Origin of the sequence: Mycobacterium sp. NPDC048908, from assembly GCF_043197955.1 — a bacterium.
Lineage (GTDB): Bacteria > Actinomycetota > Actinomycetes > Mycobacteriales > Mycobacteriaceae > Mycobacterium.
The window spans coordinates 59,992-78,000 of record NZ_JBICUE010000013.1; the positions used below are offsets into that span (position 1 = coordinate 59,992).

16 protein-coding genes are annotated in these 18,009 nt (G+C 66.7%); 6 read left to right on the forward strand and 10 right to left on the reverse strand.

From position 1 onward, the window contains the following. Positions 1–36 precede the first annotated feature (36 nt). Both ACGFK1_RS26270 and ACGFK1_RS26275 read left to right on the forward strand, forming a co-directional pair. A complete protein-coding gene (locus ACGFK1_RS26270; RefSeq protein WP_393436422.1) occupies positions 37–609 on the forward strand; it encodes a hypothetical protein in 573 nt (190 codons plus the stop codon). 61 nt (positions 610–670) lie between these two features. Continuing rightward, a complete protein-coding gene (locus ACGFK1_RS26275) occupies positions 671–976 on the forward strand; it encodes an Mpo1-like protein (protein WP_393436425.1) in 306 nt (101 codons plus the stop codon). Positions 977–1,114: 138 nt separating this feature from the next. On the opposite strand, the gene ACGFK1_RS26280 is transcribed toward ACGFK1_RS26275, so the two are convergent. The 5 genes from ACGFK1_RS26280 to ACGFK1_RS26300 all read right to left on the reverse strand — a co-directional run bounded on the left by ACGFK1_RS26280 (position 1,115) and on the right by ACGFK1_RS26300 (position 6,276). After that, a complete protein-coding gene (locus tag ACGFK1_RS26280; RefSeq protein WP_393436428.1) occupies positions 1,115–1,924 on the reverse strand; it encodes a class I SAM-dependent methyltransferase in 810 nt (269 codons plus the stop codon). Positions 1,925–2,006: 82 nt separating this feature from the next. Then, positions 2,007–3,557: a LuxR C-terminal-related transcriptional regulator gene (locus ACGFK1_RS26285; protein WP_393436431.1), complete on the reverse strand. Its 1,551-nt coding sequence runs from the start codon at positions 3,555–3,557 to the stop codon at positions 2,007–2,009. Between the two features lie 154 nt (positions 3,558–3,711). Next, positions 3,712–4,035, reverse strand: a complete 324-nt coding sequence (locus ACGFK1_RS26290; RefSeq protein WP_393436433.1) for a hypothetical protein — start codon at positions 4,033–4,035, stop codon at positions 3,712–3,714. A gap of 37 nt (positions 4,036–4,072) precedes the next feature. Then, a complete protein-coding gene (locus tag ACGFK1_RS26295) occupies positions 4,073–4,855 on the reverse strand; it encodes a crotonase/enoyl-CoA hydratase family protein (RefSeq protein ID WP_393436627.1) in 783 nt (260 codons plus the stop codon). Between the two features lie 14 nt (positions 4,856–4,869). Next, positions 4,870–6,276: a hypothetical protein gene (locus ACGFK1_RS26300; protein WP_393436436.1), complete on the reverse strand. Its 1,407-nt coding sequence runs from the start codon at positions 6,274–6,276 to the stop codon at positions 4,870–4,872. A 96-nt stretch (positions 6,277–6,372) separates the two neighbouring features. Here ACGFK1_RS26300 and ACGFK1_RS26305 point away from each other — a divergent pair, with 96 nt between their 5' ends. From ACGFK1_RS26305 to ACGFK1_RS26315, 3 genes are read left to right on the forward strand one after another with little or no spacing between them, the layout of a single operon-like run. Next, entirely contained in the window at positions 6,373–7,182 is an 810-nt protein-coding gene (locus ACGFK1_RS26305; protein WP_393436439.1) for a lysophospholipid acyltransferase family protein, read from the forward strand. A 15-nt stretch (positions 7,183–7,197) separates the two neighbouring features. After that, on the forward strand, positions 7,198–8,862 hold the full coding sequence (gene fadD12, locus ACGFK1_RS26310) for an acyl-CoA ligase FadD12 (RefSeq protein ID WP_393436441.1): 1,665 nt from the start codon (positions 7,198–7,200) through the stop codon (positions 8,860–8,862). Next, complete coding sequence (locus ACGFK1_RS26315) at positions 8,855–10,111, forward strand: alpha/beta hydrolase (protein WP_393436444.1); 1,257 nt, start codon at positions 8,855–8,857, stop codon at positions 10,109–10,111. Before fadD12 ends, ACGFK1_RS26315 begins: the two co-directional genes overlap by 8 nt. On the opposite strand, the gene ACGFK1_RS26320 is transcribed toward ACGFK1_RS26315, so the two are convergent. Continuing rightward, positions 10,098–11,516: a wax ester/triacylglycerol synthase family O-acyltransferase gene (locus ACGFK1_RS26320; RefSeq protein ID WP_393436447.1), complete on the reverse strand. Its 1,419-nt coding sequence runs from the start codon at positions 11,514–11,516 to the stop codon at positions 10,098–10,100. The two genes, ACGFK1_RS26315 and ACGFK1_RS26320, sit on opposite strands and share 14 nt — an antisense overlap. A gap of 25 nt (positions 11,517–11,541) precedes the next feature. Further along, on the reverse strand, positions 11,542–12,765 hold the full coding sequence (locus tag ACGFK1_RS26325) for an alpha/beta hydrolase fold domain-containing protein (protein ID WP_393436449.1): 1,224 nt from the start codon (positions 12,763–12,765) through the stop codon (positions 11,542–11,544). Positions 12,766–12,886: 121 nt separating this feature from the next. Here ACGFK1_RS26325 and ACGFK1_RS26330 point away from each other — a divergent pair, with 121 nt between their 5' ends. Beyond that, positions 12,887–15,049: an acyl-CoA dehydrogenase gene (locus ACGFK1_RS26330; protein ID WP_393436452.1), complete on the forward strand. Its 2,163-nt coding sequence runs from the start codon at positions 12,887–12,889 to the stop codon at positions 15,047–15,049. A 137-nt stretch (positions 15,050–15,186) separates the two neighbouring features. On the opposite strand, the gene ACGFK1_RS26335 is transcribed toward ACGFK1_RS26330, so the two are convergent. From ACGFK1_RS26335 to ACGFK1_RS26345, 3 genes are read right to left on the reverse strand one after another with little or no spacing between them, the layout of a single operon-like run. Next, the gene (locus ACGFK1_RS26335; protein WP_393436630.1) at positions 15,187–15,984 is read right to left on the reverse strand and encodes an ABC transporter permease; all 798 of its coding nucleotides are present in this window, start codon (positions 15,982–15,984) and stop codon (positions 15,187–15,189) included. After that, positions 15,959–16,861 carry a 2-aminoethylphosphonate ABC transporter permease subunit gene (locus ACGFK1_RS26340; RefSeq protein WP_393436455.1) on the reverse strand — a complete coding sequence of 301 codons (903 nt, stop codon included), beginning with the start codon at positions 16,859–16,861 and terminating at the stop codon, positions 15,959–15,961. The genes ACGFK1_RS26335 and ACGFK1_RS26340 overlap by 26 nt, the downstream gene beginning before the upstream one ends. After that, positions 16,858–17,982, reverse strand: a complete 1,125-nt coding sequence (locus tag ACGFK1_RS26345) for an ABC transporter ATP-binding protein (RefSeq protein WP_393436633.1) — start codon at positions 17,980–17,982, stop codon at positions 16,858–16,860. Before ACGFK1_RS26345 ends, ACGFK1_RS26340 begins: the two co-directional genes overlap by 4 nt. Positions 17,983–18,009 lie beyond the last annotated feature (27 nt).

Below are 18,009 nucleotides of genomic sequence, written 5' to 3' on the forward strand. Positions count from 1 at the left end.
TACGCGTTGAGGTCAACCCGGTGAAAGACTAATGCGGTGGCCGCCCACTTGACCGAAGAACTACGCGAGGATCTGCTGGCGCGTTGGTCGGAGACACACCGCAAGCACCACAACGTCGCCCATCTACACGAGATGCTCGACGCGATCGGTCAGCTCGCCGACACAGGCATCGAGTTCGACCGTGAGGCCGTGGAACTGGCGGCCTGGTTCCACGACGCGATCTACGAGATCGGCCGCGACGACAACGAGGACCGCTCGGCGGAGTTGGCGCGTGACCTGTTGGCGACGGCGCCGATCCGCGACGAGGTGGCGCGATTGGTGCTCGTCACCAAGACGCACAAAGTGACCGACGGCGATGTGAACGGTGCGGTGCTCAGCGACGCCGACCTCGCTGTGCTCGGCAGCGAGCCGCTCCGGTATTTGGCCTACGCGCACGCGGTCCGCGAGGAGTACGCCGCCGTGCCCGATGAAATATTCAAACCCGCTCGGGCGCAAGTGCTTACATCGTTGCTCGAGGGACCCTTGTTTCACACCGCCGCGGGCCGTGACCGGTGGGAGGACCGTGCTCGCCGCAACATCGCCGAGGAGATCGCCACGCTGACCCGCTGACCTGATTGCGAATGGAAAGGCAGGGATGGCGTGGCGATGGCGCGTGTGCGATGCTGCCGAAATGGGTGCCTCCTGGGAGGAGTTCGCGGCCGGCCACCGTACCCAGCACCTCACGGCGTTCAATCGATGGTGCGCGGTCGTCGGTAATTTTCTCGCGCCGGTGGCGGCGGTGGCGGTGTTGACGGGTAGGCCCAGAGTCGGACTCACCGTCTTCGCGCTCGGGAACGCCACCCTCCTTGCCGGCCATGCCGCCGAAGGGAACCTGCCACGCGCTGTGCGCGATCTGATCCGACATCCGGTCTGGTCGGCGCGCGCGGATGCCGCTGTCGCCACCGCAACCGTCCGGAGCGCGCTCGGATCCTCCTAGCCTGTCCGAAGGGCTGTGGATAACTTTGACGGCCAAACCAGCATCGATGAAACCGTCGCCGTGGGCTGCCCCGGAGGCAACCGGGCCGTCCAACCCGGCGACCGGACAACCGGAGAGGCTGCCACTACCCGACCGGGACTAGGCGTGGCCGGTCGCGACCACCATTGGTTGGTCGACCACCGTCATCGTATCGACCACATGTGCTTGCGCCTCGGTGACGAACTGCTTCTCCGTAGCGGCCTTGGCATGTTCGGAGGCTTGCTGCACCAGCGCCGCCATCGGCGTGAGGTTGATGTACTGCCAGAGGAATTCGGCCGGAGGCGGCAACCGGAATGTCGCAGTGACAATGTGGGCGGACACCTCGCGGAACCCGCCGCCCCGAAGCAAGGCTGCGACTTCCCCGGGATCATGCATGGAGAACACCGCGTTGACGAAGCCGCCTAGGTCCGGAGAAATGTGGTTGACAATCGCGCGCTCCAACGCTGCGAACATCGGTTGTATGCGGCCCGGAGTGTTGATTGCCACCCGACCGGACGGCGTGAGCACACGCGCCATCTCGGCAATGACCGCGGCTCGGTCCTCCATGAACATCAGCCCCATCTGACACAGGACGACGTCGACGGACGCGCCTTCGATCGGCATCGCCGCCGCATCCGCGACGCGCCATTCAATCGGTGCGCCGCCGGGCGCCGCAACCTTCTTCGCGACGTCGATCATGTCCGGGGCAATGTCGATTCCCGTCACGGCGCCCCGGGTGCCGACGAGTTCCGACGCCAAGCGAGAGATCAGCCCGGTGCCACACGCGACATCGACGACACGTTCGCCGGGTTGCAAGTCGGCGGCTCGAAGCAACTCATGGGACGCGGCCGTGGCGATGGTCGGCACGAAGTCGCGCTGATAGTTCTCCGCGGCCGTGCCGGTGAAACGTTGGTACGAGACAGTTGACATGCCAGAACCGTATGAAGGTCGATGCCCCTCCCGCATCGCTCAAACGCCCCATCAATGTGGAATGGGTCAAACGACCTATACGTCAGACGAGATGGTGCTCGTACGCATACGCGGTCGCCGCGGTGCGGTTGGTGACACCGAGCTTTGCGTATATGTGCTCCACGTGGCGGGCGACGGTATGCGTGCTGACCCTCAGGATCTCGGCGATCTGGCGGTTGGTGCGGCCCGCGGTCAAGTGCAACAGCACTTCTCGTTCGCGCGTGGACAGCGCTGTAGTTGATACCGCCTGCGGGCGTTGAGCCAGACCGGCCGACAACGAGCGCACGCGGTCGACGTCCGGCGCCGCGCCCAATCGGGTGAACACCTCTGCGGCGCTGTCGAATTCCAGTACGGCTCCGGCACCGTCGCCGAGCGCAGCACACGCCTGACCGATCAGGACGGCCGTCTTCGCCGCCTCATAGGGCATGTGCAGCGTTTGCCAAGTTCGCGCCGCGGCCCTCAACTCTGCAAGGGCACCTGGCACGTCGCCCTGGTCCAGTCGCACGGACCCGTTGGCGTGCGCGGCCATCGCCTGCAGGAAGGTCGACGGCGACCGGAGGGCGAGCTCGTCCAATTCGTCAGCGGCGGTACGGGCGGTGGTGAAATCGCCTATGGCTCGGCAGATCTCGACGACGGCGAACAGCACTCCGGTCCGTTCCGCCGGATTGCTGCGCTCCTGCAGAGCCCGCCTGATGGTGGTGGCCGCGGTCGCGCCGTCACCGCGGTAGAGCTGAAGCAGGGCCAGACCCGGCACCGGATCGCGTCCGCCGCGGCGAGCCCGGCGATAACTCTCTTCGGCTTCCTCGAAATCGCCGAGTAGCCGCTGCAATTCGCCCCGCTGGTAGTAGGCGAAGCCAAGGGCAACCTGCGGCGGATCCGCGAGACGCCTGCATGCGCTCTCCGCGCTCGACACCGCGGCGGGCCAGTCACCTTCCGCCTGTTCGAGCTGTGATCGGTGCACCAGGCACTGGCCGCGGAACGGCACCATTCCGGGTAGCGAATCACACCATGCCGCTAGGGCATTCGTCCACTCCGCGGCTCGTCGCAGGTCATATAGATCCATACACTCGAGAATCACAGCGCAGTAGACGATGCCCGTGACGATCGGTCCCAACTCATCGGCGGTGGCCGCCACCATCGCCGCGTCAAGTCGTGCAATACCAGCCGCTGGTTCGCCCATCGCGATCAGCGCCTGGCCATGGGCGAGTGTGCCGAGCGCGCGAAGGTCGGCATCGCCGCAACGGACCCCGACCTCGGTGGCGACCACGGCCATGTCCCGAGCACCCTGGGGGTCGTCGGCGAGCCCGGCCAGGATCCGCGGGATGAGGACGTAGCCGGACGCCGGGCACTCCCGACCGACTCTGGTACTCAACTCCTCCGCGCGTGTAAACCATCCGCCGGCCGGCGCCTCGAGGCCGCGCATCATCAGGCTGAGACCGAGCCAAAAGGCGTACCGGGCCGCCTCGGCCATCGCACCTGCGGTCAGCGCGGCGCGGAACGCCGCCTCCCACTGTTGTGCGCTCTCGTCGTCGGCGCCTAGCAGGTAGGCGCGGATCGCCGCCCGTTCGCAGTCCGCGGCGCCCGCGAGAGTCATGACTCCAGTGTCAGGCGCAGGTCCACTTCAGCGCGCGCTTCTCGGGGAATGCGACCACGCCTTCCTCGACGTCGTTGCTGCTGAACACCGGCATCAGGATTTACCTCTGCCGGGCACGGTGATGCGCTTATTCGATGTAAAGCCGACGAAGCAACTAAGGGCGGCCCCGCGATGGCGTCTGGTTCGCCACGCCGTGCCGCAACGGGGTGCCGGGTTCGGCGGCGGTCGACTCCTTGACCGAGGAGCCGTGCGGCGTATGCGCGGCGCCGGGTGCGTTGGCCGGGTCGCCTGGCGACGGCTCGGCGCCGTGCGTCAACTCCCGCAGGCGGGCGTGCAACAACTCGAGCACTGGGATGCGGTTGCCGTGAGACTCCTCGTGGGCGAAGAGGCCTCGCAGCTGTTCCTCGTCGAGGCTGCGGATGCGGTGACGCAGTTCGGTCAGTGGCAGCTGGTCGTAGTCCCGCAGTGGCAGATCCATCTACACGGGTTGCCCACCACACCGCCACCGAAAACCGTCAGGTGCCCGTCCATTTCGGCGCGCGCTTCTCAGCGAACGCGATCGCGCCTTCCTTCGCGTCGTTGCTGCTGAACACCGGCATCAGGATCCGGGTCTGCTTTGCCCACATCTCCTCCGGGCTCCAGCCACGGGACTCGACGATGATGCGCTTGGTCGCGGCGACCGCCAGCGGCCCGTTCACGGTGATTCGCTCGGCGAGTTCGATCGCCGCCTCCAGGACGCGGCCGGGTTCGGCGAGCGCGTTGACCAAGCCGAGTTCGAGGGCACGTTGCGCCGACAGTCGATCGCCGGTCAATGCCAACTCCATCGCGATGGCAGGCGGGATGCGCTGCGGCAGCCGCAACAGTCCGCCGCCGCCGGCGACCAGGCCGCGCTTGACCTCCGGAAGGCCGAACGCCCCGTCCTTCGATGCGACGATCAGATCGCACGCGAGGGCCAACTCCATGCCGCCTGCCAGCCCGTAGCCCTCGACCGCCGCGATCAACGGCTTGTCCGGCGGGCGCTCGGTGAAGCCCATGCCGCGGCCCTCGACCACTACGTTCTCGCCGCGAGCGAAGGCCTTGAGGTCCATGCCCGCACAGAACGAACCGCCAGCACCGGTGACGATGCCGACGGAAAGGCCTGGGTCGCCATCGAGCCGGTCGACCGCGTCCGCCAAGCCCTTGCTCACCGCGGCGTTGACGGCGTTCTTCGCTTCGGGCCGGTTGATGGTGATGACGAGGATCCGGTCGCGCTGCTCGACCAGGACTACATTTTCGCTGTTGTCTGTCACGCCGGTGATGCTAGCCCGAGCGATCAGGCCGGCGGGGACGCCGCCTCCAACTCGATGTCGGATATGGCGGCACTGTTCTTACCGTCCGTCGAGCCCAAAGTGGAAATCCACACCAGCACGTTGGACACCGGTGCCGACTGACTGACCACAATTCGGTTGCGCCCCGGCTGCATTGGCGTCGGCGCCGTGAGTTCGGTGGTGTCGGTCAGTGCGGCAGGCTCATTGTTCCCGGCCGACCGCACCTGCATGACGGTGCCGGTGCTGTTCAGGTCGACGGTCACCGCGCTGATCGCGGTCGGCTGCGCGAGTTGGACCACAAGGCCGACGCCGGGCTTGAACTTCGGGAACGGATCTGCGTCGTAATAGGTATCCGTCGACCACGCGGTAGTCGAGTTGGCGTCGATCGCCGCCCCCGCCTCACCAGGGCTGTCCGGCGATCCGCCAGGCGAGAACACCACCGCGGCCACGACCGGCACCCGTTCGCCGGGCGCCGTCGGGTTGGTCGTGGTCGAAGGCGGTTGCGGGGCGACGGAGGACGTGTTCAAGCCCAGCTTGTCGGTGTTCAGGCCGGCTGCGTCACGGTCGTCGGTGAGGATTTTGTTCAGGCTCGAACCCAAACCCGCCAGCGCGAGACCGGCGATCATCGCCGTCGTCACCAGACCGGCCCGCATGAACACGCGGCGTGCAGCGACGGCCCGCTCCTCGGGCCCGAAGTTGCGGAAGTCCGCGTACTGACCAGGAGGGGGCGGCGGCAACGGCGCCATCACCCTGCCGGCGGGTGTCTCGTTGTCGGTTGCTGCCCGTAGCAGTGTCAGAAGCGTTGCAGCACTGGCGATTCCGCCGTTCTCCTGGCGGAGGCCGGCGATCGTGGTGGAGATCAGATAGGGCAGCCTCGGTTCGCGGTCCAGCAGCGCACACATCGCGTCGCCGATACCCCGTAGGTCGGCAGCAGCCGCCGCGTCGGGCATGGTCGCGGGGAAGGCCAGCACCGCATGCCCGTCGACCCCGATCCGCACTCGCGAGGGACAGTCGATCGACAGCACGAACCCCGCGCGATGGGCCGCGTCCGCCGCGGCGGCCAATGACTGCATGGCACTGGCGACGCCCGCGGGCGACGGGGCGGTGCCCGCGATCTCGTCGAGGTTGCCGCCCGGGACCCACTCGGCCACCACCACACCGAACTGCCCGGTGTAGAACACCTCGACCACCCTCGCGAGGCCGGGCATGTCGACGCCCTTGAGCCGGACGGTCCGCGCCAGGGTCTCGTGTACGAATTCTTCCGGAAAGGCACCGTCGGGGTCGACCAGCGTCAACGCCACCTCGCACCCCGCCACCAGGTCGATGCCCTGCCAAAACTGCGCGTGCGGCCGGCCACCCTGGGCTGCCACCAACCGATAGCGGCCGTTACCGACGTTCGTGCCGGGCGTCATCATTGGTCCACGAGGTAGCCCTGTCCCAGCGGTTCTAAACCGGCTCCGAGCTCATGTACGATAACTAGAACACGTTCTAATTCTGAGGGGAAGCGGATGGCCTCCACCGGCACCGAACCGTCGCAGCTCACCAAGTGGGATCCCGAACTCACCGAGCGCGTCATGAGCCTCACCAGGCCGTTCCTCAAGCGCTACTTCCGCTCGGAGGTCCGGGGGCTGGAGAACATGCCCGCAGGCGGTGCGCTGTTGGTCAGCAACCACTCCGGGGGCATGCTGCCGATGGACGTGCCGATCCTGTCGGCCCACTACTACGAGAAGCACGGCTACGACCGTCCGCTCTACACGCTGAGTCACGACATGCTGATGGCCGGGCCGACCGGAGAGTTCTTCAAGAAGGTCGGCTACATCAGCGCCAGCCACGAGAACGCCGACGAGGCGTTGCGCTCCGGGGGTCTCGTCGTCGTGTTCCCCGGTGGCGACTACGACGTGTACCGGCCGACGTTCTCCGAGAACAAGATCGACTTCGGCGGCCGCACCGGCTACGTCAAGGCCGCCCTGAACGCCGGTGTGCCGATCGTGCCGACGGTCGGCATCGGCGGCCAGGAGACACAGATCTTCCTGTCCCGCGGGACGTGGCTGGCCGAACGCCTCGGCCCGATCGCGAGGTTGGCTCGCACGAAGGTCATCCCGATCTCGTTCGGCTTCCCATTCGGCCTCAGCCTCGTCGTCCCCCCGAACATCCCACTGCCTTCGAAGATCGTCATGCAGGTGCTGTCGCCGATCAACATCGTCACCGAGTTCGGCGAGAACCCTGACATCGACGAGGTCGACGCGCACGTGCGGCACGTCATGCAACGGGCCCTCGACGAACTGGCCAAGCAGCGCACGCTTCCTGTGCTCGGCTGACATCATCTACAGACCATGGCCATCACCGATCGGCTCACCGAAACTCTCGGCATCGTGGCGACCATGAGTCGCGCGCGCCTGCTCGCGCCGATGCGCCCCGATAAATACCTGCGGATCGCTCAGGCGATGCAGCGCGAAAACATGGCTGTCACTTCGGGATTCGCTGCAGCTGCGCAACGCTGCCCCGACCGCCCCGGCCTCGTCGACGAGCTCGGCACACTGACCTGGCGGGAGATCGATCAGCGCGCAGACGCATTGGCCGCGGGGCTGCAGGCGCTTCCCGCTGGTCAGCCCCCGTCTGATGTCGCCGCCGGAGCGGCTCCTAAGGTTCTCGGCTTGATGGCCCGCAACCACCGCGGTTTCGTCGAGTCGCTGATCGCCGCCAACCGGATCGGTGCCGACGTGCTGCTGCTCAACACGTCGTTCGCCGGGCCGGCGCTGGCCGAGGTCGTGCAGCGTGAAGGTGTCGACGCGGTCATCTACGACGAGGAGTTCACCGAAACCGTCGACCGCGCGCTGGCCGACAACTCCGGCGCGACGCGGATCATCGCCTGGACCGACGGGCCCCAGGACGGGCTGACGGTCGAGAAGCTGATCACCGAGTACACCGGGCGTGAGCCCAAGCGCACGACCACCAAATGCAAGGTGATTCTGCTGACGTCCGGTACCACCGGAACTCCCAAGGGCGCCAAACATTCCGGTGGCACCGACGGCGGCCCCGGCATTCTCAAGGCCATCCTGGACCGCACCCCGTGGCGGGCCGAAGAGACGGTCGTCGTGGTGGCGCCGATGTTTCATGCGTGGGGCTTTTCCCAGTTGATCTTCGCGGCGTCGATGGCCTGCACGGTGGTCACCCGTCGCAAGTTCGATCCGGAGGCCACGCTCGAACTGATCGACCGCCACCGCGCCACCGGTCTGTGCGTGGTGCCGGTGATGTTCGACCGCATCATGGAACTCCCCGACGAGGTGCGTAACTCCTACAGCGGGCGCTCGCTGCGGTTCGCCGCTGCATCGGGTTCGCGGATGCGCCCCGACGTCGTCATCAGGTTCATGGACCAGTTCGGCGACGTGATCTACAACAACTACAACGCCACCGAGGCCGGGATGATCGCCACGGCCACCCCGCAGGACCTCCGTGCCGCACCCGACACCGCGGGCAAACCCGCAGGCGGCACCGAAATCCGAATCTTGGACAGCGATTTCAACGAAGTGCCCCGCGGTGAGACTGGCAGCATCTACGTCCGTAACTCCTCGCAGTTCGACGGGTACACGTCCGGGAAGACCAAGGATTTCCATGACGGCTTCATGTCGTCGGGCGACGTGGGTTACCTCGACACGGCAGGGCGGCTGTTCGTCGTCGGCCGCGACGACGAGATGATCGTCTCCGGCGGCGAAAACGTCTACCCCATCGAGGTGGAGAAGACGCTGACCGCTCACCCCGACGTTGCCGAGGCGTCCGTGATCGGGGTGGACGACGAGCAGTTCGGTCAGCGGCTGGCCGCATTCGTGGTTTTGACCGAAGGCGCAGCGGCTACCCCGGACCTACTCAAGCAGCATGTCCGAGAGAACTTGGCCAATTACAAAGTGCCCAGGGAGATCACGATCCTCGACGAACTACCTCGCGGCAGCACCGGCAAAATCGTGCGCCGCGACCTGCAGGAGCGCGCGGCCCGTGCGTAAGCGTTTCCCCCTCCTGCGCGCCAGCGCAGAGTTGCTCAACGCTGCCAACGGCGTGCGGCCGATCGGGCGCGAGGGCTACATCACGCTGCCGGTGTTCGCGTTTGGCTGGCCCACCACGGAGATGTCGGCGGTATACCTGGCCGGATCCGTGCTCGATGCGGTCCGCCGAGGTCTACGCGGCGACTTCCGCGGCGCCCGCGGGCGAACCGCCCTGCTGCTCACCATCGTTGCCTGGGCGCTGCTCTTGCTCATCCAGCGCCGCGACGTGGCGTCCAGACCGTTCTTCGAAGAGCCACTGCGCCAGACGCTGGGCGATGACTATGAGCAGATCGCGGCGCAATCACAGCCCGCCAAGTCACGCCGGATGATCGGCGTGTGGCCCAGCGAACTGATCCGGCGCCGCTACGTCAAGAAGGCCAGCACGGTGCAATACGGTCCGCACCCCCGGGTGAATTTCGCCGACATCTGGCGAAGGTCCGATCTGCCCCGCGACGGCAAAGCCCCGGTCGTGGTGCAAGTTCCTGGCGGAGCATGGACCATCGGCATGCGGCGGCCGCAGGCCTATCCGCTGTTGGCCCATCTGGCTGAGCGCGGTTGGGTGTGCGTGTCGATCGACTACCGGGTCAGCCCCAGACACACCTGGCCCGACCACATCGTCGACGTGAAGCGGGCACTGGCGTGGGTGAAGCAGAACATCGCCGACTACGGCGGCGACCCCGACTTCGTCGCGATCACCGGTGGTTCGGCGGGTGGTCACCTGTGCGCGCTGGCCGCGTTGACCCCTGATGATTTGCAGTACCAACCCGGTTTCGAGGATGCCGACACCTCGGTGGCCGCCGCGGTGCCGATCTACGGCCGCTACGACTGGGTGTCCGGCAGGGGCAGCGGTCGCAGAGAGTTCATCGCGTTCCTGCAGAAATTCGTGGTCAAGAAGCGCATCGCCGAGCACAAGCAGGTGTATGTCGATGCCTCCCCGATCATGCGGTTACGCCCCGACGCGCCACCGTTTTTCATCCTGCACGGTGAGGACGACTCGATCATCCCGGTGGCGGAAGGCCGCGAGTTCGCGACCGCGATGAAAGAGACGTCGACGTCCGTCGTCGCGTATGCCGAGATCCCGCATGCCCAACACGCGTTCGACTTCTACTACGGCTCACCGCGGGGTCACTACACCGCCGAAGCGGTGGAGACGTTCCTGTCCTGGGTGCATGCCTCGCGCGAAGACTCGTCGGCCACTACTGCGCCATAGCCTTCTCGACGACGGTCAATTCGTCGGAAAATCCGGCGGCACGGCGGATTTCGACGAACGACCGAATCATCGCGTCGGTCAGCTCGTGTGGGTCCTGCAGCGTGGCGCCGTCGGAGAGCACCGAGATGTTGAGCTGGTCGACGTAGCTCCACACGGTGATGTTCAGCCCGCTGCCGGTGGTCAGCGGGCCGACGGAGTAGATCTCGGTCACCAACGCGCCGCCCACCCGGCCATGCTCACGCGGGCCGGGCACATTCGAGATCGGGATGTTCAACACCTTGTTCTGACCGTCTTTGTCCGCCAGCCAGTGAAAAAGCCTCTCGGCAGGTGCCGGTGGGAAGTACGCCGCCCACCTGCTGACCAGTTCCGGTCCGAGCAGATGATGCGCCTCCTTGGCGTCCACCGCTGCGTCGTGCACGGCCTGGACCCGCTCCAGCGGATCGGCGAGTTGGATGGGCGCCACCATCAACACGCCCGTGAAGTAGTTGCCGGAGATGCGGTCCGGTGAGAAGTCGAAACTGACGGGGACAGAGGCCAACAGCGGATGGTCGGCACGACCGTCGTACTTCAGCGACAACTCGCGCAATGCCCCTGCCGATATCGCCAACACCATGTCGTTGATCGTCACGCCGAGGTGTTTGGCGGTCTGCTTGATGTCAGCGAGCGCCAACGTCGCCGTGGCGAACTTGCGCTGCGCGTCGACGCGATGGTTCATGAAAGAGGGCGGCGGGGTGAACGGCCGGGTCAGATCGGGCGATAACTTGCGCGAGCTCTTCCTGACCCGCTGGATGCCCTGCGCGGTGTAGCGGAGCACCCCGGGAAAGCGGCCGATGTGGCGCATGTGGTCAGTGAACGCCGAACGCAACAACTCGCCCTTGGTCGGCGCCGGATCGGTCGCGTACGAATCACGGTCGTGCTGCGGACCCTGCTGAAGATCCATGCCGCGCGCAAGGAGATTGGCCGAGGCGACACCGTCGGCGAGGGCATGGTGGATCTTGCCGAGCACCGCGATCCTGCCGTTGGCCAAACCTTCGATGAAGTACATCTCCCACAGCGGCTTGCTGCGATCAAGCGGGGTACTCGCGATTCTCCCGACCGCCTCGTCGAGTTGGCGGCGACCGCCCGGCGCGTCCACCCGATAAGGCCGAACGTGGTAGGTGAGGTCGACCTCGCAGTTCTCCCGCCACATCGGGTGGTGGATCTTGCCCGGCACCTCGATGAGCTGATACCGGAACGGATCAAGCTTGTGCAGCCTGCCGTGAATCACCTTGCGGAACTCGTCGATGCCGAACGTCCGATCGCCCAGATCGTCGAGTTCGATCACCGCCAGCTTGAGGGTGTGCATGTGCACGGTCGGCGTCTCGCTGTACAGCAGCACAGCGTCCCACCCGCTCAGCCTCTTCACCGCGCACCCTCCCTCGTGGGGAAGCTTAGATCACCTGCTTGGCCCGCGTGAGCGATCGGTTGCGGTGAATCTGGTTGAGGAACAAGCCGATTGCCGTCGCGATCGAACCGGTGCGGGCGCCGTCGGTCATGTCGAACGCGTGGCCGGCGCCAGGAAGCTCGATATAGCTGACCACCGAGTGCGAGGTTTTGCGCAACTCTTCGACGAAGCTGCGCGCCTGCGCAACGGGGATGACGCTGTCGCCGGTGCCATGGATGACGAGGAAGGGTGGTGCATCCTTGTGCACGCGGGCGATCGGTGACGCCTTGCGGAACACATCGGGATGCTTGGCGATCTTGCGGCCGACCACAATTCGTTCCAGGAAGTCGACGAAGCGCGCTCTCTCCGCGGTCGACTTGTCCTCCCAGTCGTAGCGGCCGTAGATGCCGACGACCGCGTCGACGGAGGTGTCCGAACCGTCGGGCAGGTCGGACTGCATCTCCGGGTCGTTCGCGGTCAGGCCTGCCAGCGCGGAGAGGTGTCCGCCTGCCGAACATCCCGCCAGCGCAACGAAATTACGGTCGCCACCGAATTTGTCGACATTCGCGCGCGCCCACGCGATCGCGGTCTTGACGTCGGTGATGTGCGCGGGCCAGCGGTGGTGTGGCGCCACCCGGTAGTCGATCGACAGGCAGACCCAGCCCATCTCGGCCAGGTGCGACATCATCGCGTAGCCCTGCAGCATCCTGCTTCCGTGCACCCAGGCGCCGCCCGGCACGAAGAGCAGCACAGGGGCGGGCTCGACCGGCAGCTCCTTGGGACGCCAGACGTCGAGCAGCTGCGACGGCAGGTTGCCGTAGCGCACCGAGGTGCGGTGCACGCTGCGCCGGTGCTGGCGGAAGTTCCACAGTGGCGGGGCGCTCTGCGGCGCCGGCCACTCGATCGCGAGGTCTTTCGCGGCCACGATGCCGCGCAGTGCGGCCTCGGTGACCGCGTTGGTCGCCTCGCGTTCCTGATGCCGCAGTTCCGCGTTGCTCGGCTCGAACCAGGAACGCGCGGTGGCGCCGAGAAAATCAGGCGCATGCCGATATCCCCAGATGCCCATCGCCGTCACGGCGCCAAGGGGCTCAAGGTGTTTCCCTATCACCGGCAGCGAGGCGGAGGCGACACTCATTGCCAACATGTAGTCGGCCGGACCGGCCTTCAGCAACCAGCGGGCACGTGTCCACATCGTCGGGCCGGGATACCGGGTGTCCGGTCGTGCCGTCATTGCGCGACTGTACCCCGGCACCACGGCGCAAAACGACAACATGCGAAAGATGTCTACCGACGACATCATCCGGGATAGCTTCAGTTGACGACCGTCAACTACGTTTCAGGGGACCTCCACCGTGAGTAAGTCAGCTCTTGCCATCACCGAGGAACACACCGACCTCGCCCAGGCTGTATTCGGGCAGCTCAACCGGCTGAGCAGCCGTGCGGCGGCCCGCGCAGCGCTGGACGACGCGGCCACTCATCCGTCCGACATCTGGTCGGCAGGGGCGGACCTCGGGTGGAACGGGCTGGCGATCGCCGAGGAACACGGCGGGTCGGGTTTCGGGCTGGCCGAACTGGCGGTGGTCGTGGAGGCGCAGGGTCGTGAGCTGTCCCCCGGTCCATTCTTACCCTCGGTTTCCGCGGCGGTCGTCATCGACCGATGCGCATCGGAATCCGTTCGAGCGCAACTACTTCCAGGGCTCGCCGACGGCAGCACCGTCGGTGCGCTGGCGCTGTCGGGCAACGTCGCGATCGGATCGGACTTCGTAATCACCGGCGAGAGCCCCGCGGTGCTCGGAGCACCGGACGCCGACCTGCTGGTGATCGCCGCCGGTGAGGATGTCGCGATCCTCGACGCGAAGGCCGACGGGGTGAGCGTGACGGCGCTGGAATCGCTGGATCCCACGCGCAGCGTCGGATCGGTTGCGTTGCGCGGCGTCGTGGTCGACCAGGACCGTGTCGTCCGCGGTGCCGCACGCAAGGCCCGCACCGTGTTCCGGATCCTGGGGTCGGCCGAGGCGGTCGGCGTCAGTTGGGCGGCGTTGGACACGGCTGTCGAGTACGCCAAGGTGCGCGAGCAGTTCGGCAGGACGATCGGCACCTTTCAGGCCGTCAAGCACCATGCCGCGAACATGCTGGTCAACGCCGAGGAGACCACTGCGGCGACGTGGGACGCGGCGCGTGCCGACGACCTCGACAGTGCCTGGTTCCCGGCGGCAGTGGCGGCCGCGCACGCTATTCGCACTCAAATCTTCAACGCGCAGTACAACATTCAGCTGCACGGTGGTATCGCATACACCTGGGAGCACGACGCGCATCTGTACCTGCGGCGGGCTCGAACGCTGGCCGCGCTGATGGAGGAGGTAGGTGATCCGCTGCTCGACGTCGTCGAGGGCCAGCGCACCGGCCAGGCACACGGCGCGTCGTTCACGCTGCCGCCCGAGGCCGATACGTACCGCAGCCAGGCCCGTGAGGCGCTCACCCAACTGCGGTCCCTCGCCGAGGACAAGCGGCGTGATTACCTCGTCGACTCCGGTTACCTGGTGCCGCATTGGCCCAAGCCGTGGGGTCGCGCCGCCGACGTGCTGGAGCAGTTGGTCATCGAGGAGGAGTTCACCGGCGTCGAACGGCCCGACATGGGCATCACAGGCTGGGTGGCGTTGACGATCGCGCAGGCAGGCACCGACGACCAGCGCGAGCGTTGGGTCGAACCCGTGCTGCGCGGCAAGGTGATGTGGTGTCAGCTGTTCTCCGAGCCGGGCGCGGGCTCCGACGCCGCCGCCGTGCGGACGGCGGCCAAGAAGGTCGACGGCGGCTGGCGCGTCACCGGGCAGAAAGTGTGGACCAGCCTGGCGCAATACTGCCAGTGGGGCCTCGCGACGGTTCGCACGGATCCTGATGCGCCCAAGCACGCCGGTGTCACGATGATGGCCATCGACATGAAAGCTCCCGGTGTGACGGTGAATCCGCTGCGCGGCATCACCGGCGACTCACACTTCAACGAGGTCTTCTTCGACGACGTGTTCGTCCCCGACGAGGACGTCGTCGGGGACGTCAACAAGGGTTGGCTGGTGGCCCGCGCAACGCTGGGCAACGAACGCATCTCCATCGGCGGCGGTTCCGGCGGCACGTCGGGCTTCACGCCTGACCACCTGATCAAGCTGCTCGACGCGTCGCCCGCCGCGGCCAACTACGTGCGTCGCGCGGGCGAGTGCATCGCCGAGACGCACACCTTGCGGTTGCTGAACCTGCGCCGCGCCAGCAGGGCCATCGCGGGCGCGGAGCCGGGCCCGGAGGGCAACGTCACCAAGCTTCTTGTCGCCGAAGCCGGACAGCGGATCACCGAACTCGGCATGGAGTTGTCCGGATCTGCGGCCGTGACCGGCCAGGCGCCCAAGCTGTTGCGGAGCTACCTCGGCAATCGGGCGATGACGATCGCCGGCGGCACGTCGGAGATCACCCGGAATACGATCGCCGAGCGCATCCTGGGGCTGCCGCGCGACCCGCTGCTCAAGTAGCGCCCCCGCCCCCTACGCCGAGCGTGCGTGTCTGCCCGCCGACACGCCGCTACCGGCGAGCATTTCGCGCACGCTCACGGGTCGCGAGCGTCCCTCGTGTGGCACGACGGCCAGCCCGGTGTCAGGAGTGCGAGCGCTCACCGTAGCGCTGCGCGGCCGCGAATCCGGCCCAGCAGTATCAGCGCGACCAGCGTGACCAGTAGCAGGATCGTCGTGCAAGCGGCGGCCTGGAACACCTGCCCGCGGTCGGTCAACGCGAAGATGGTCACCGGCAGCGTCTTCCACGTCGCCGGGTACACCATCACGGTGGCGCCGAGTTCGCCCATCGATAGTGCGACCGCCAGCCCCGCGGCCGCGCCCAGCGGGGGCAACAACAACGGCAAGGTGACCCGGAACAGCACCCGAACCGGTCCTGCGCCAAGCGATTCCGCTGCCCGGCGATAAGCAGGGTCGACACGTTCCAGCGCTGCTGACACCGCACTGAACGCGAACGCCAGCACCAGCACGGCGTGCGCCGCGATGACAATCCACCTGGTGCCGCCCAGCAGAAGTGGCCGGGAATTGAATGCGATCAACAACCCAAGCCCGATGGCCACCGACGGCAACGCGATCGGCAGATGAAACACCGCGTCGGTGATTCGGCCGAGCCATTGCGGGGCTTCGCGCGCAGCCAGCGCAGCCCAGGTACCGACCACCAACGCAATGCCTCCCGCGAGGAAGGCCGTCTGAAGGCTGACCGACAGGCTCGCCAGGTTCTCCCCCCGCATCGCTGCATCGAGATGGCCGAATCCGAGATCGGACGGGAGTGCCTCGGTCCACGATCCGGCGAGGCCGGCGGCCACCACCGTGGCGAGCGGCGCCACGAACACGACCAGCACGACGACTGCGAATCCGGTGAGGACGACCGCCCTACTTCGCCTGCTCCACAACAACACCGGTGTCCTCCTCACTTCGCCCGCTCGTCAATCGCGCGAAAAACAACCGGTACAACCCGTACAGCAGTAGCGACAACGCGATTTGCACCGTGGCGATCACCGCGGCCCCGGGTAGGTCGAACGTCACGATGCCGCGTGTGTAGATGAGTACCGGCAAGGTGATCACACCCTTGGCGCCGGTGAACAACACGATGCCGAACTCGTTGAGCGTCAGCAGAAGTACCAGGCTGCCACCCGCCATCAGGGCAGGCCATGCCTCTGGCATGACGACCGCGCGCAGCACTCGCAGCGGGGACGCGCCGAGGCTGGCTGCGACGTCGAGTTGTGCACGGGGCAGCACCGCGAAGGACGCCAGCAGTGGCCGCACCACGAACGGTGTGAAGAAGGTTATTTCCGCGGCGATCACGCCCGCAGGCGTGTACAGGAAGTTCAGCGTCGGTGATGCGCGGCCCGTCAGTTCGGCGATGGCGCCGTTCACCGCTCCCGCGCTGCCATACAGAAAGGTGAAGGCCAGCGTGATCAGAAACGACGGCAGCGCGAGAACGGTGTCGATGAGCCTGCCCGCAACCCGGGAACCGGGAAACGGCACGAACGCGAGCACGATCGCCAGGAAAGTGCCGAGCACCAGACATCCCATGGTCGACGTCGCGGCGATCGTCACCGTCCGCCACAGCGCGTCCCGAAACATTCTGGAGGCGAGGACTTCTGACCACTTCGATTCGCCGTTCGTCGATTCGAGGCAGACCCGCAGCAACGGGTAAGCCGCCGCGACGAGCACGACGGCCAAAGGTGGCACGGTCCACAGCACCGCGCGCAACCGTCGTGGCTGCCCGCGGATCGGCGCGTCCGCCGAGGGGCGGTCCAGAACCGCGGTCACGATGCTCGGACCAACACGCCCGCCGGTTCAGGTAACCGGACACCCACCTCGGTGCCGGTGGCGATCTGCGTGTTGCCCGAGACGTCGATGTCGATGAGTCGATCTCGCAGGCCACCGACGGACAGCGTCAGCCGTGTGGTGGCGCCGCGCCACACCGAGGACACCACCGTGGCGCGCAGCGCGTCCCGCTCACCCAGCGAGACGATGCGCATCGCATGAGGCCGAATGCACAGCAGCGCCTGGGAATCCGGCGCCCAGTCAACGCTGCCGACCGCGGGTTGAGGCGCCTCCGCAGTGACCGTCTTGTGAGCGATCGACACCAGCGCCGACGTGCCGATCACACGTCCGACCGTGCACGGAATCAGGTTCGCGCCGCCGAGGAACCCCGCCGTGAAACTCGTCGGCGGCCGCCGCCACAAATTTTCAGCGGTGTCGACATCCATCAGCCTGGCGTCGTTCATCACCACGATGCGGTCGGCGAGGGCCAGCGCCTCGGCCTGATCATGGGTCACGTAGAGCATCGCCGTGGCGGGCAACGATTCCTTGAGCCGCTGCAGTTCAGTGAGGGTGGAGTGGCGCAATTGTGCATCGAGGGCCGCCAGCGGTTCGTCGAGCAACAGCACCTTTGGCCGGATCGCCAACGCGCGTGCGATCGCGACCCTTTGCTGCTGGCCACCGGAAAGCTCACGGGGCAACCGTCTTCCGTACGACGACATGCCGACCATGTCCAGTGCCTCGGCGATCCGGGGCCCGATCTGCGCGCGCGGTACCCGGTGCGCCTTCAGCCCGAAGGCGACGTTCTCATCGACGCGCATGTGCGGAAACAACGCGTACGACTGCAGCACCACCCCGATACCCCGCTTGGCAGGTGGTAACTCGGTGACGTCACGACCTGCCAGTCGAACCGTGCCCGTTGTCGGCCGCACGAAGCCGGCCAGCGTGTTGAGTGCGGTCGATTTACCCGACCCGCTGGGGCCGAGCAGTGCGACCGTCTCGCCCGCAGCGACCCGCAGGCTGAAGTCGATCAGCGCATGGGTCGCCTTGCGGCCGCGACCGTAGGTGACCCCGACGTGGTCGAACACGATTGCCGGCGTGCGGGTTTGCGACTGCTCGACGCGCAGGGCCGTCGTTTGCGGCCTACTGACCCC

Excerpts from the sequence above, each read along its gene's own strand:
- ACGFK1_RS26290 (WP_393436433.1), bottom strand. The coding sequence starts at position 4,035 with ATGGATCTGCCACTGCGGGACTACGACCAGCTGCCACTGACCGAACTG.
- ACGFK1_RS26325 (WP_393436449.1), bottom strand. The coding sequence starts at position 12,765 with ATGACGGCACGACCGGACACCCGGTATCCCGGCCCGACGATGTGGACA.
- ACGFK1_RS26285 (WP_393436431.1), bottom strand. The coding sequence starts at position 3,557 with ATGACTCTCGCGGGCGCCGCGGACTGCGAACGGGCGGCGATCCGCGCC.
- ACGFK1_RS26280 (WP_393436428.1), bottom strand. The coding sequence starts at position 1,924 with ATGTCAACTGTCTCGTACCAACGTTTCACCGGCACGGCCGCGGAGAAC.
- ACGFK1_RS26275 (WP_393436425.1), top strand. The coding sequence starts at position 671 with ATGGGTGCCTCCTGGGAGGAGTTCGCGGCCGGCCACCGTACCCAGCAC.
- ACGFK1_RS26300 (WP_393436436.1), bottom strand. The coding sequence starts at position 6,276 with ATGACGCCCGGCACGAACGTCGGTAACGGCCGCTATCGGTTGGTGGCA.
- ACGFK1_RS26305 (WP_393436439.1), top strand. The coding sequence starts at position 6,373 with ATGGCCTCCACCGGCACCGAACCGTCGCAGCTCACCAAGTGGGATCCC.
- fadD12 (WP_393436441.1), top strand. The coding sequence starts at position 7,198 with ATGGCCATCACCGATCGGCTCACCGAAACTCTCGGCATCGTGGCGACC.